Below are 13,499 nucleotides of genomic sequence, written 5' to 3' on the forward strand. Positions count from 1 at the left end.
TCATGAGCCTTGAAGAGCGAGTCATGGAGCTTGAAAGCCGTATGGCCTTTCAGGACGATACGATCCAGGCACTCAATGACGTGCTGGTAAAGCAGCGGCGCGAATTGGATCATCTGCAACTGCAGATGGCGGCGATGCTCAAGCGTCAGGAGGAAATGGGCAGCCAGTTCGAGACCTTCGAGGAAGATGCTCCGCCACCTCACTATTGATCGGCTGGCATAAAAAAACCGCGACTTCCGTCAGGAGGTCGCGGTTTTTTATTGCTTGAAACAATTAGCGGCGGGGCAGGGCTGCAATGACATCTTCGGCCTGCAGGCCTTTGTCGCGGTTCATCACGGAAAATTCGACGCGTTGCCCTTCGACCAGTACGCGATGACCCTCACCGCGAATGGCGCGAAAATGCACAAAAATATCGTCGCCGGAATCCCGGGAGATGAAGCCGAAACCCTTGGACGTGTTGAACCACTTTACGGTGCCGGTATCACGATTTCCCATGTCGTGGCTTTGCGGCGCGGACGAAGGGGTGTAAGACCTGTAAAAGCTGACACCCAGGTGCAGGGCGACGGCTACGATGGCGATAGCCAGGCTCACCAGAATGGCGGGTTGGCCTGCGATGCCTGGTAGAGGAACAAGCAAGGTTAGCGTTTGTACGATTACCGCAATGACAAGCAGTGCACTGACCAGATTTTGCAGATTATGACGCGGGCCTCGATTCCAGTAAGGAATGACCGGAGCGAGTATCAGGTTAAGCAGCCCTAGAAAAGCCAGGCAGATCGCGTCAGGATTTTGCAGGTAGAGAGATGCCGCTTCACTACGCAGGCTGGGTATGAAAGAGAGCAACAGGGCTGCTGCTCCCGTTACCAGGTGGACGATTTTCAACATTTTAAAAAGCTCACATGCAAGAAGGATTACAAGAAATAGCTGGTAACGCCCGGTACGCTTCTGAACAAGATGAGGCGTGATGCACGGACGCTGGGCCGGCCTATGTGCCAGCGCTGGATGACAACTCGTTGGCGACACGCCGTGTATTTAACAGCAAAGCCTGATCCTACTCAAATCAGCAATCGATAATGGTGCAGGCGCCTGTCCTGCCTTGGCATCACGCTGTCCTTTAGTGCCTCTGCAGAGGCCGAAACAGAGGGCTCTGGCGGATTTTGCTGATGATTCTTACAGGCTGGCGGGGATTTTCCGCGCCGGGTGCCCGCTGCGGCCCCGTTGGAACAGCCGTGGCATTGGTGCGAGTCGCTGTCAGCTGGCAGCATCGCACCAACGGAAAGCTGCGCCATTCGGGTTCTCTTGATAGAGTAGTGGTCTTTACTGCTTTTCAATCCTCACTAAAAGGGCATGAAACATGGCAATCGATATTGGTATCAGTGAAGAGGATCGCAAGTCGATCGTGGACGGTCTGTCGCATCTGCTGTCGGATACTTATGTGCTTTACCTCAAGACTCACAACTTTCACTGGAATGTCAGCGGGCCGATGTTTCGCACGCTGCATTTAATGTTTGAAGAACAGTATAACGAACTGGCACTGGCGGTTGACTCTATTGCCGAGCGTATTCGTGCGTTGGGCTTCCCTGCTCCTGGCACTTATTCGACCTATGCGCGCCTGTCTTCCATCAAGGAAGAAGAAGGCGTGCCAAGTGCTGAAGATATGATCAAAAGTCTGGTGCAGGGTCAAGAGGCTGTTGTCCGTACTGCTCGTAGTATCTTTCCTCTTCTGGATAAGGTTAGCGATGAGCCGACAGCTGACCTGCTGACACAACGCATGCAGGTTCATGAGAAAACGGCCTGGATGTTGCGCTCGATGCTTGAATCGAAGTAACGGCCAGGGGCGGGTGGCTTCAAGTGCCACTCGTCCCGCTCTTCAACTGTTCCTCCCTCTCGTCACCCGCCTTCATTGCGCAATCACTCGGGCAGCTCAAGGCCCGAATGTCCTGCGCTGCAGTTCTCCTCGCTTTCTTCATAGTCCCTTCAAGGTTAAACGATATTCCGCTATTTCCTGTTGCCATCTCCTACAGTGATAAGGTGTAGGGGCTTCTGGCTATAAAATCGCCAATCATGTTTTATACATCGGGACATTTATTTGTTTTTGAATATTTCTTTTGGTGTTTAAAACTCAATGATTTGAAGGTGGCGGTTATGGTGTTACGAAGTGCTGAGCGAGAGCTTAAGTTGTTACATCGAGAGGTGGAAATACGCCATGATCCTTTTGTCGAGGATTTCAATATGACGCTGGCGCAGCCACATTCCAAATCCGTTCGGCTTAACGGTCTGGCGACGTGCCTGCGTCTTGAGAACGTGTACTGGAACATTCTTTCAGGTATCGCCAGTTCCAATGAATGCTCTGTTAATGCGGTATTGTCCTACATTGATCGGGAGGTTCACTTACGGTACGGGGGGGTAAAGAATTTCAGTGGCCTGATTCGTGTTGTCTGTGTGGCGCATCTTTTGAAGGGCGACTGCCTGGAAAATTCCCACGTCTAGCTTGGTTTTATCCTTATTTCTGCGGGCTCGCTCAGGCGTGCCTGCGCTGTCCCCCGCAGCGCGAGTGAACAGCGCGGCTGCGCGGGGTGGTCACAACCTTATCCGGTCGTTAATGGGTTCGTTCGGCTGCACGGTGCCAATTAACTCTATATAATCCTCCGTCTTGCTAGCGGGCGTGACTCTGCGTGGGCCAGGGCTGGCTTTAGCCTTGTGCCGGTGCCTTGTACCACTGAGCGCAAGCCAGGAGCGAAATCGCCACCGAATTCGAATTACGAGAAGTGAAAACACCATCATGATGCGCAGCCATTATTGCGGCCAACTGAACGAGAGTCTGGAAGGCCAGGAAATTACCCTTTGCGGATGGGTCCACCGTCGTCGTGACCACGGGGGCGTTATCTTCCTCGATATCCGCGACCGTGAAGGCATGGCTCAAGTCGTGTTCGACCCTGATCGTGCCGACAGTTTCGCAGCCGCCGACCGTGTGCGCAGCGAGTACGTGGTCAAGGTCGTGGGCAAGGTTCGTGCTCGTCCGGCAGGTGCCGTGAACGCGAACATGGCGTCTGGCGCCATCGAGGTTCTGGGTTACGAGCTCGAGGTGTTGAACGAGTCCGAAACGCCGCCGTTCCCGCTGAATGAGTACTCCGACGTCGGCGAGGAAACACGCCTGCGTTATCGCTTCATCGACCTGCGCCGTCCGGAGATGGCCGAGAAGCTGCGTCTGCGTTCGCGCATCACGACCAGTATCCGTCGCTACCTGGATGACAACGGTTTCCTCGACGTCGAGACGCCGATCCTGACCCGCGCTACCCCGGAAGGCGCTCGCGACTATCTGGTTCCAAGCCGTACACACCCGGGCAGCTTCTTCGCTCTGCCGCAATCGCCTCAGCTGTTCAAGCAACTGCTGATGGTGGCCGGCTTCGACCGTTACTACCAGATCGCCAAGTGCTTCCGCGACGAGGACCTGCGTGCCGACCGTCAGCCGGAATTCACCCAGATCGACATCGAAACCAGCTTCCTCAATGAAGAGGACATCATCGGTCTGACCGAGAAGATGGTTCGTCAGCTGTTCAAGGAAGTCCTGGACCTGGAGTTCGGTGATTTCCCGCACATGACTTTCGAAGAGGCCATGCGCCGCTACGGTTCCGACAAGCCGGACCTGCGTAACCCGCTGGAACTGGTGGATGTTGCCGATCAGCTCACCGGCGTGGAATTCAAGGTGTTCAGCGGCCCGGCCAACGACCCCAAGGGGCGCGTTGCCGCACTGCGTGTACCGGGCGCCGCCAGCATGGCGCGCAGCCAGATCGACGACTACACCAAGTTCGTCAGCATTTATGGTGCCAAGGGGCTGGCCTACATCAAGGTCAACGAGCGCGCGAAGGGGCCGGAAGGCTTGCAGTCGCCGATCGTCAAGTTCATCCCGGAAGACAATCTGAACGTCATCCTCGATCGCGTTGGTGCGGTTGATGGCGACATCGTTTTCTTCGGTGCGGACAAGTTCAAGATCGTCAGCGAGGCCCTTGGCGCGCTGCGTATCAAGATCGGTAATGACCTCAAGCTGCACACTTGCGAGTGGGCACCGATGTGGGTCGTTGACTTCCCGATGTTCGAAGAAAACGACGACGGCAGCTTCACCGCGTTGCACCACCCCTTCACCGCACCCAAGTGCACGCCTGAAGAGCTGGAAGCCAACCCGGCGACCGCGCTGTCCCGTGCCTATGACATGGTGCTCAACGGCACCGAGCTGGGCGGCGGTTCGATCCGTATCCATCGCAAGGAAATGCAACAGGCGGTCTTCCGTCTGCTGGGCATTGCCGAAGACGAGCAGCAGGAGAAGTTCGGCTTCCTGCTCGATGCCTTGAAATACGGCGCGCCACCGCACGGTGGTCTGGCTTTCGGTCTGGACCGTCTGGTGATGCTGATGACCGGCGCGCAATCGATTCGCGAAGTGATCGCGTTCCCGAAAACCCAGAGCGCGGCCGATGTCATGACCCAGGCGCCTGGCGTTGTCGATGCCAAAGCGTTGCGCGAGCTGCACATCCGTCTGCGTGAGCAGCCGAAGGCCGAGTGATGCCGGGCAGGGCGTATCGTCGATACGCCCTGTATCTGCCCTTATTGAGTGAAGCTTTTTGCCCGGGCTGTTCGGGGCGAAAGGTGAAGGTGTTTCAAAAAGAATCTGGAGCGAAAAATGGCAGGTCATTCTAAGTGGGCGAACATCAAGCACCGCAAAGAGCGTCAGGATGCCAAAAAAGGCAAGATTTTCACCAAGTGGATCCGTGAGCTGACCGTTGCCGCACGTCAGGGCGGCGGTGACCCTGGTTCCAACCCGCGTCTGCGTCTGGCGCTGGACAAGGCGCTTGGTGCGAACATGACCCGTGACACCATTGATCGTGCGGTGGCGCGAGGGGTAGGGGCATCCGACGGTGATGATGTCGAGGAGCTGGGTTACGAGGGCTACGGTCCGGGCGGCGTGGCGATCATGGTCGAAACCATGACCGACAACCGCAACCGTACCGCGGCGGCTGTGCGCCACGCATTTACCAAATGCGGCGGCAATCTCGGCACCGACGGCTCTGTTGCCTACCTGTTCGATCGCAAGGGCCAGATATCCTTCGCTGCCGGTGTCGATGAGGATTCGCTGATCGAGGCTGCCATGGAGGCCGATGCAGACGATGTCGTGACCAACGAAGACGGCTCGATCGATGTGTTCACATCGTTCTCCGGGTTTTACGCGGTGCGTAACGCATTGGAGGCTACGGGTTTCAAGGCGGCAGATGCAGAAATCGTCATGCTGCCGACCACCAGCGCCGTGCTTGATCTGGAAACCGCTGAAAAGGTACTCAAGCTGATTGATATGCTCGAAGACCTGGATGACGTGCAGAACGTCTATTCAAACGCGGAAATCCCCGACGAAGTGATGGAGCAGCTGGGCTGATCGCTCACCGGTAACACCAAGTCGGAAGCCGGGGGAACGAAGCTGTGAGCAACACGCAGCTATCGGCCCCCGGCTTCTGCCTTTATGCTGCACCTATTGTTTTGCGTGACCTCCTCAAGCTGCAGGCGTTATGACTCTTATTCTTGGTATCGATCCCGGTTCGCGAATTACTGGCTATGGTGTGGTACGCGACACCGGGCGCGGCTGTGTCTATGTCGCGTCGGGCTGTATCCGCACTGGCAGCGGCGAGCTGCACGAGCGTTTGCAGATCGTTTATCGCGGTGTGCGGGAGGTCATCAAGACCTACGGACCGGTGACGATGGGTATCGAAAAGGTGTTCATGGCGCGTAACGCCGATTCGGCATTGAAGCTGGGGCAGGCCAGGGGCGCGGCCATCGTGGCGGGTGCCGAAGAAGCGCTGGAAATTGCCGAATACACCGCAACCCAGGTCAAGCAGGCCGTTGCAGGAACCGGCGGTGCCAATAAAGAGCAGGTGATGTTGATGGTCATGCACCTGCTCAAGCTGACCCAGAAACCGCAAATCGATGCGTCCGATGCCCTTGCCATCGCCCTGTGCCACGCGCATACGCGCTCCAGTCTGATTCCTCACGGGTTGGGCACTGCGCGCAGTCGCGGCGGCCGCTTGCGGCTCTGACTGGCATTATGTGTCCGCCTATTTTCTATGATGACGGTGTTCAACTTCTTCTTCGCGCGAGCGACAGGCAACACGAAAGGATCTGAAACGTGATTGGACGTTTACGCGGCTCTCTCGCCGAAAAGCAGCCTCCGCATCTGGTGCTGGATGTCAACGGTGTCGGCTATGAGGTGGAAGTGCCGATGACCACCCTGTACCGGCTGCCGCATGTTGGCGAAACGGTGACTTTGCACACCCACCTGGTGGTTCGCGAGGACGCGCACCTTTTGTACGGCTTCTACGAAAAGCGCGAACGCGAGCTGTTTCGTGAGCTGATCCGGCTCAATGGCGTCGGCCCCAAGCTGGCACTGGCGCTGATGTCCGGTCTGGAAGTCGATGAGCTGGTGCGTTGCGTGCAGGCGCAGGACACATCAGCGCTGACGCGTATCCCCGGCGTGGGCAAGAAGACCGCCGAGCGGCTGCTGGTCGAGCTCAAGGACCGTTTCAAGGCCTGGGAGTCCTTGCCAGGCACCTTTACGCTGGTTTCCAATGGCCCCAATCAGGCCGAGCCTGTCGCGTCGGCAGAGTCCGATGCGGTCAGCGCACTGATTTCGCTGGGCTACAAACCTCAGGAGGCGAGCAAGGCCGTCTCCGCCATCAAGGAAAAAGATTTGAGCAGTGCGGATCTGATTCGCCGTGCGTTGAAGGGGATGGGTTAAGTGATAGACGCCGACCGCCTGATAACCGCCACTGGTGGCCGTGATCGTGATGAGCAGATGGACCGCGCGATTCGGCCACTGAGCCTCGCGGACTACATCGGCCAGCCGACCGTACGCGAGCAGATGGAGTTGTTCATCCAGGCTGCCCGTGGTCGCAACGAAGCGCTGGATCACACGCTGATCTTCGGTCCGCCCGGCCTGGGCAAGACCACGCTCGCCAACATCATCGCTCAGGAAATGGGCGTGTCGATCAAGAGCACGTCCGGCCCGGTCCTCGAACGGCCTGGCGATCTGGCAGCGATCCTGACCAATCTCGAACCCAATGACGTACTGTTCATCGACGAGATCCATCGTCTGTCGCCGATCGTCGAGGAAGTGCTGTACCCGGCAATGGAAGACTTCCAGCTCGACATCATGATCGGTGAAGGCCCGGCAGCGCGTTCGATCAAACTTGATCTGCCGCCGTTCACGCTGGTCGGCGCGACCACTCGCGCCGGCATGTTGACCAACCCGTTGCGCGATCGCTTCGGCATTGTGCAGCGACTCGAGTTTTACAACATCGCCGATCTTTCGACGATTGTCTCGCGCTCGGCAGGCATTCTGGGGCTGGTCATCGAGCCGCAGGGCGCTTTCGAGATCGCCAGGCGCGCCCGTGGCACGCCGCGTATCGCCAACCGCCTGTTGCGTCGGGTGCGGGATTTTGCCGAAGTTCGTGGCAACGGGCAGATTACCCGGCAGACAGCCGACAAGGCCCTCAACCTGCTGGACGTCGACGAGCACGGCTTCGATCATCAGGACCGGCGTTTGCTACTGACCATGATCGAGAAGTTCGACGGTGGTCCGGTGGGTATCGACAGCCTGGCAGCGGCCATCAGCGAGGAGCGTCATACCATCGAGGACGTACTCGAGCCCTATTTGATCCAGCAAGGCTATATCATGCGCACACCTCGCGGGCGTGTGGTCACCCGGCATGCGTATCTGCATTTCGGCCTGAACATCCCGTCGAGGATGGGGGAGATACCAGTGCCGGACGATTTTGGCGACGAGCCTGTGGATTTATAGCGATGGCTTGCAATTTATTTGCGGTCTCTGTGGTCACATTGCCAGTCCTGCCGCCGATACCTGTAACTAAGTGGCAAAAGGTTGAAAAACAGTTGCCTGACCCGATTGGCAACCTGAGGAGTAAGCTCTAGAGTATGCGCGCGCAAAACGGGGTTCAGTCGTTCGCACATCGCTGTCGCGTTTATTACGAGGACACCGATGCCGGCGGCATCGTCTACTACGTCAATTATCTGAAATTCATGGAGCGGGCTCGTACCGAGCGGCTACGGGAATTGGGCTTTGCCCAATCCGAACTGGCGCAGGAAAACCTTTTATTTGTCGTGCACTCCAGTGAGGCTCGTTATCACAAGCCGGCGCGGCTGGATGACGAGTTGCTCGTCAGTGCGGAAGTAACCGAATTGAATCGCGTCAGCCTGCGCTTTAAACAGCAGATCAGGCGGGCGTCGGATGCAACGCTGCTCTGTGAAGGGCAGTTCTTGGTGGCGTGTGTACGCGCCGATAGTTTTAAACCCCGGGCCATTCCCGAAGCTCTGCGAGCGGCCTTTGCCGACCAGGGCGGCGCGGGCATACATTCAGAGCAGGAGATAAAGCGTGGAAGCTAACGTCGTCGACCATTCCTCCATGTGGAGTTTGGTCAGCAATGCCAGCATTGTTGTTCAGTTGGTAATGCTGATTCTGGTAGCTGCTTCGGTCACTTCGTGGATCGTGATTTTTCAGCGCAGCAACATGCTGCGCGCAGGCCGACGTGCACTGGACAGCTTTGAAGAGCGTTTCTGGTCGGGTATCGATCTGTCCAAACTGTACCGTCAGGCGGGCAGCAATCCCGATCCGGACTCGGGCGTCGAGCAGATCTTCCGTGCCGGTTTCAAGGAGTTTTCGCGCTTGCGTCAGCAGTCCGGCGTCGATCCTGATGCGGTCATGGAAGGTGTGGCGCGCGCCATGCGTGTTGCCATCTCCCGCGAGGAAGAGAAACTCGAAGCGGGTCTGCCATATCTGGCGACCGTGGGTTCTACCAGCCCTTATGTCGGTCTGTTCGGTACTGTCTGGGGGATCATGAACTCCTTCCGCGGTCTGGCGACGGCGCAGCAGGCAACGCTGGCGACCGTGGCACCGGGCATTGCCGAAGCACTGATTGCAACGGCCATCGGCCTGTTTGCAGCCATTCCGGCCGTTATTGCCTATAACCGTTTCGCCGCGCGCAGTGAGACCTTGATCAGCCGTTACTACACGTTCGCTGACGAGTTCCAGGCCATCCTGCACCGTAAAGTGCACACCAGCGAAGAGTGAGCAGGTAATTCCCCATGGCTTTAATCGCTCGAGATCGTCGCAGAAAACGCAAGCCGGTCGCCGAAATGAACGTAGTGCCCTACATCGACGTGATGCTGGTGTTGCTCGTGATTTTCATGGTGACGGCTCCCATGATCAACCAGGGCGTGAAAGTCGACTTGCCCAAGGTCTCCAGCGAGGCTTTGCCGCAAGACAACAACAATCAGGTCCTGACCATTTCGATCAAGGCTGACAAGACCTATTACTGGAACCTTGGCAGCGAAGTCGATACCGACAAGCAGATGGACAAGGCAATGACCCTGCCACAGCTGACTGCCGCAGTGACCAAGATCGTCGCTGCCGGTCGTGATGCAGGCAAGCAGACGCAGGTTTTCATTCGTGGTGACAAGACCGTCGATTACGGCTCGGTCATGGGCACGATGGGCGGGCTGCAGAAGGCTGGGGTCGGGAATGTTGGCTTGATTACCGAGGCACCCTGATGCAGCCGATTCGAGAGCCGTCCGCCTCGGAAAGCTACTTCTGGCCCAGTGTCTGGGCCGTGGCATTGCATATTCTGATCTTTGGCATGCTGTTCGTCAGCTTTGCCATGACTCCGGATCTGCCCGAAGCCAAGCCTATCGTTCAGGCAACGCTCTATCAGCTCAAGTCCAAGAGCCAGGCCACTACCCAGACCAACCAGAAGATTGCCGGTGAGGCGAAGAAAACCGCTGCGCGACAAACCGAAGTCGAACAGCTGGAGCAGAAAAAGATCGAGCAGCAAAAACAGGAAGCTGTAAAAGCTGCGGAACAAAAGAAAGAAGAGGCTGCTCAAAAAGCCGAAGAGCAGAAAGCTGCCGACGAAGCCAAAAAGGCCGAACAGAAAGCAGAGGAGGCCAAAAAGGCTGACGATGCCAAGAAAGCCGATGAAGCCAAGAAGGTTGCCGACGCCAAAAAGCTTGAAGAGAAGCAGCAGGCTGATATAGCCAAGAAAAAGGCCGAAGAAGAGGCGAAGAAAAAAGCCGAAGAAGACGCCAAGAAAGCTGCTGCCGAGGAAGCCAAGAAACAGGCTGCTGATGAGGCCAAGAAAAAGGCCGCAGAAGACGCCAAGAAAAAGGCTGCCGAGGACGCGAAGAAAAAAGCCGCTGCCGATTCCGCCAAGAAGGCGCAGGAAGCAGCCCGTAAATCCGCTGAAGACAAGAAGGCGCAGGCATTGGCCGATTTGCTCTCCGACAAACCGGAGCGGCAACAGGCTTTGGCTGACGAGCGGGGCGATGAAACGGCTGGCAGTTTCGATGACCTGATTCGTGTCAGGGCTTCCGAAGGCTGGAGTCGTCCACCATCGGCACGTAACAACATGTCGGTAACGTTGCAGATCGGGATGTTGCCCGACGGTACGATTGCCTCTGTATCGATTGCCAAATCCAGTGGTGACGGACCGTTTGACAGCTCTGCGGTTGCTGCGGTGAAGAACATTGGACGTTTGACAGAAATGCAGGGTCTGAAGCCGGCTGACTTCGCGCCCTATCGTTCATTCAAGATGACATTCACACCTGGAGATCTAGCCTTGTGATCAACCTTTTTCGAGGACTGCTGGTCGTTCTCTGTTTCGCATCCGCAATGGTGTCGGCAGAAGAAAAGAACATTCTGGTCACCAGCGGCAGTGACCGTGCAGCGCCCATCGCTGTTGTGCCTTTCGGATGGCAGGGCGGTAACGTTCTGCCTGAAGACATGGCCGAAATCATAAGCAACGATCTGCGCAACTCCGGCTACTACGCGCCGATCCCGAAGCAGAACATGATCAGCTTGCCGACCCAGGCCAGCGAAGTCATTTTCCGTGACTGGAAAGCGCTGGGTGCCCAGTACGTCATGGTCGGCAACATCACGCCTGCCGGCGGACGTCTGCAGATCCAGTACGCACTGTTCAACGTCGCTACCGAGCAGCAGGTACTGACCGGCAACGTATCGGGTACCAATGACCAGCTGCGTGACATGGCGCATTACATTGCCGACCAGTCGTTCGAGAAACTCACCGGTATCAAGGGTGCGTTTTCCACTCGTATGCTCTACGTGACGGCCGAACGCTTCTCGGAAAACAACACGCGTTACACCCTGCAGCGTTCGGATTACGACGGTGCTCGTGCGGTAACCCTGTTGCAGTCCCGTGAGCCAATCCTGTCGCCGCGTTTCGCGCCGGACGGCAAGCGTATTGCCTATGTCTCGTTCGAACAGAAGCGTCCACGCATCTTTGTTCAGCACATCGATACCGGTCGTCGCGAACAGATCACCAACTTCGAAGGCCTGAACGGTGCGCCTGCCTGGTCGCCGGATGGCAGCAAGCTGGCGTTCGTGCTGTCCAAGGACGGCAACCCGGAGATCTATGTAATCAATCTGGCGTCGCGTCAATTGAGCCGTGTCACCAACGATTCTTCGATTGATACTGAACCTTTCTTCGGTAAGGACGGGTCTACGCTATACTTCACGTCGGACCGTGGCGGCAAGCCACAGATCTACAAGACCAATATCAATGGCGGCGGTGCCGAACGCGTGACGTTCGTGGGTAACTACAACGCCAACCCGAAATTGTCAGCCGATGAAAAGACGCTGGTAATGATTCACCGGCAGGACGGCTTCACTAATTTCAAGGTGGCAGTGCAGGATTTGGCCCGCGGTAGCGTAAAAATCCTCACAGATAGCAACCTTGATGAGTCGCCTACTGTTGCGCCCAACGGCACCATGGTAATCTACGCCACCCGCCAGCAGGGCCGGGGAGTCTTGATGCTCGTGTCCATTAACGGACGCGTAAGGCTCCCGCTTCCTACCGCTCAAGGCGAAGTCAGAGAACCTTCCTGGTCCCCTTACCTGAACTGACGCGGCGCTACACGATTTGCTTAACACACTGGGGTTCATTAGGAGTTTCAAGATGGAAATGCTGAAGTTTGGTAAATTTGCTGCGCTGGCTCTGGCCATGGCCGTAGCTGTAGGTTGCTCGTCCAAAGGCGGCGACAATGCCGGTGCAGGCGGTGCTGCTGTTGATCCTAACGCTGGTTACGGCGCCAACTCGGGTGCTGTTGACGGCTCCCTGAGCGAAGAAGCTGCTCTGCGCGCAATCACCACCTTCTACTTCGAATACGACAGTTCGGACCTGAAGCCAGAAGCCATGCGCTCCCTGGACGTGCACGCCAAAGACCTGAAAGCTAACGGCGCTCGCGTTGTTCTGGAAGGCAACACCGACGAACGTGGTACTCGCGAGTACAACATGGCACTGGGCGAGCGTCGTGCGAAAGCCGTTCAGCGCTACCTGGTACTGCAAGGTGTTTCCCCAGCTCAGCTGGAACTGGTTTCCTACGGCGAAGAGCGTCCAGTTGCTACCGGCAACGACGAGCAGTCCTGGGCTCAAAACCGTCGCGTCGAACTGCGTAAGTAATTTGACATGCGAACGTGCCGACGTGCTCTAACCGTTTTGGCCCTCGCCCTTCCGCTTTCAGCGTTGGGTGCGGCACCTGTGGTCGATAATAATTCTGGCTCTGGCAGCAGCAGTTATCCGCCAGCGGGTTATGGCACGTCCGGCGCCTATGCCGGGGGAGGGGTTACGGCCCCTGCCTCGGCACAAGGTCAGCTGTTCATGCAGTTGCAGCAAATGCAGGACGAAATCGCGCGTTTGCGCGGTGTTGTCGAGGTCCAGCAAAATGATATCCAGCGCATGAAGCAGGAAGCTCTGGAGCGTTATCAGGAACTCGATCAACGTATAGCCAGTGGCGCAGCCGCTCCGGCTACCAATAATTCCCAACCTGCTGGTGGCGCTATCGACGCCGGCGGGACGCCTTCGGCCTCAGCGGCTCAGCAGGCACCGGCAGCAGGCACCGAGCCTCCTGATCCGGCGAAGGAAAAGCTTTATTACGAAGCGGCCTTCGATTTGATCAAGGCAAAGGATTTCGACAAGGCCAGTCAGGCCTTCACCGCTTTCCTGCGCAAATACCCCAACAGCTCGTATGCGGGCAACGCCCAATACTGGCTGGGTGAAGTAAATCTGGCCAAAGGCGACCTTCAAGGCGCCGGCCAGGCGTTCGCCAAAGTCAGTCAGCAGTATCCGAAGCATGCCAAGGTGCCTGATTCGCTTTACAAGCTGGCTGATGTCGAACGCCGTCTGGGTCATACCGATAAGGTAAAAGGCATATTGCAGCAGGTCGTTGCCCAGTATCCGGGCACTTCAGCTGCACAATTGGCGCAACGAGATCTCCAGCGCCTTTGATGTCCTGACCCGCTGATCAAGAAAGCCGCGCTAGTCGCGGCTTTTTTCGTTAGAATCTCGCACCCGAAATTCCGGTACACCTTACGCTTTTCTGGATTCCGCGATTGCCGAGTCCCTTGAAGTGCCTGATGGAGGCGGACGGCCTGTCTA

16 protein-coding genes are annotated in these 13,499 nt (G+C 57.1%); 15 read left to right on the top strand and 1 reads right to left on the bottom strand.

All coding sequences use genetic code 11. The features are described from left to right. Positions 1–2 precede the first annotated feature (2 nt). Positions 3–209: a SlyX family protein gene (locus tag PCPL58_RS09325; RefSeq protein ID WP_003364741.1), complete on the top strand. Its 207-nt coding sequence runs from the start codon at positions 3–5 to the stop codon at positions 207–209. A gap of 64 nt (positions 210–273) precedes the next feature. Here PCPL58_RS09325 and PCPL58_RS32305 read toward each other — a convergent pair whose 3' ends face one another. After that, the gene (locus PCPL58_RS32305) at positions 274–882 is read right to left on the bottom strand and encodes a cold-shock protein (RefSeq protein ID WP_003364739.1); all 609 of its coding nucleotides are present in this window, start codon (positions 880–882) and stop codon (positions 274–276) included. 469 nt (positions 883–1,351) lie between these two features. On the opposite strand from PCPL58_RS32305, the gene PCPL58_RS09335 reads away from it, so the two are divergent. The 14 genes from PCPL58_RS09335 (at position 1,352) to ybgF (ending at position 13,349) form a co-directional block, all read left to right on the top strand. Then, positions 1,352–1,825: a Dps family protein gene (locus PCPL58_RS09335; RefSeq protein ID WP_003314356.1), complete on the top strand. Its 474-nt coding sequence runs from the start codon at positions 1,352–1,354 to the stop codon at positions 1,823–1,825. A 317-nt stretch (positions 1,826–2,142) separates the two neighbouring features. After that, the gene (locus tag PCPL58_RS09340) at positions 2,143–2,487 is read left to right on the top strand and encodes a ribbon-helix-helix domain-containing protein (RefSeq protein WP_003364736.1); all 345 of its coding nucleotides are present in this window, start codon (positions 2,143–2,145) and stop codon (positions 2,485–2,487) included. Between the two features lie 292 nt (positions 2,488–2,779). Further along, entirely contained in the window at positions 2,780–4,555 is a 1,776-nt protein-coding gene (aspS, locus tag PCPL58_RS09345) for an aspartate--tRNA ligase (RefSeq protein WP_002554661.1), read from the top strand. Between the two features lie 117 nt (positions 4,556–4,672). Further along, positions 4,673–5,419 (top strand): YebC/PmpR family DNA-binding transcriptional regulator, encoded by a 747-nt coding sequence (locus tag PCPL58_RS09350; RefSeq protein ID WP_003364734.1) that lies wholly within the window; start codon positions 4,673–4,675, stop codon positions 5,417–5,419. Between the two features lie 130 nt (positions 5,420–5,549). Further along, entirely contained in the window at positions 5,550–6,074 is a 525-nt protein-coding gene (gene ruvC / locus PCPL58_RS09355) for a crossover junction endodeoxyribonuclease RuvC (RefSeq protein WP_065349282.1), read from the top strand. A gap of 89 nt (positions 6,075–6,163) precedes the next feature. Next, positions 6,164–6,772: a Holliday junction branch migration protein RuvA gene (gene ruvA / locus PCPL58_RS09360; protein WP_003364731.1), complete on the top strand. Its 609-nt coding sequence runs from the start codon at positions 6,164–6,166 to the stop codon at positions 6,770–6,772. After that, positions 6,773–7,834: a Holliday junction branch migration DNA helicase RuvB gene (gene ruvB / locus PCPL58_RS09365; protein WP_065349283.1), complete on the top strand. Its 1,062-nt coding sequence runs from the start codon at positions 6,773–6,775 to the stop codon at positions 7,832–7,834. Positions 7,835–7,968: 134 nt separating this feature from the next. Further along, entirely contained in the window at positions 7,969–8,436 is a 468-nt protein-coding gene (gene ybgC / locus PCPL58_RS09370) for a tol-pal system-associated acyl-CoA thioesterase (RefSeq protein WP_003314364.1), read from the top strand. Further along, entirely contained in the window at positions 8,426–9,121 is a 696-nt protein-coding gene (gene tolQ, locus PCPL58_RS09375) for a protein TolQ (RefSeq protein ID WP_002554655.1), read from the top strand. Before ybgC ends, tolQ begins: the two co-directional genes overlap by 11 nt. Positions 9,122–9,135: 14 nt before the next feature. Then, positions 9,136–9,600: a protein TolR gene (gene tolR / locus PCPL58_RS09380; protein WP_002554654.1), complete on the top strand. Its 465-nt coding sequence runs from the start codon at positions 9,136–9,138 to the stop codon at positions 9,598–9,600. Continuing rightward, complete coding sequence (gene tolA, locus PCPL58_RS09385) at positions 9,600–10,670, top strand: cell envelope integrity protein TolA (RefSeq protein ID WP_003364724.1); 1,071 nt, start codon at positions 9,600–9,602, stop codon at positions 10,668–10,670. The genes tolR and tolA overlap by 1 nt, the downstream gene beginning before the upstream one ends. 47 nt (positions 10,671–10,717) lie before the next feature. After that, on the top strand, positions 10,718–11,968 hold the full coding sequence (gene tolB, locus PCPL58_RS09390) for a Tol-Pal system beta propeller repeat protein TolB (RefSeq protein WP_210434907.1): 1,251 nt from the start codon (positions 10,718–10,720) through the stop codon (positions 11,966–11,968). A 52-nt stretch (positions 11,969–12,020) separates the two neighbouring features. Next, positions 12,021–12,524: a peptidoglycan-associated lipoprotein Pal gene (gene pal / locus PCPL58_RS09395; protein WP_003314369.1), complete on the top strand. Its 504-nt coding sequence runs from the start codon at positions 12,021–12,023 to the stop codon at positions 12,522–12,524. Positions 12,525–12,530: 6 nt separating this feature from the next. Next, positions 12,531–13,349, top strand: coding sequence for a tol-pal system protein YbgF (ybgF, locus tag PCPL58_RS09400; protein ID WP_004418664.1), 819 nt, complete (start codon positions 12,531–12,533; stop codon positions 13,347–13,349). Positions 13,350–13,499: the final 150 nt, after the last annotated feature.

It is taken from the genome of Pseudomonas cerasi (assembly GCF_900074915.1).
In the GTDB taxonomy this organism is placed as follows: Bacteria; Pseudomonadota; Gammaproteobacteria; order Pseudomonadales; family Pseudomonadaceae; genus Aquipseudomonas; species Aquipseudomonas cerasi.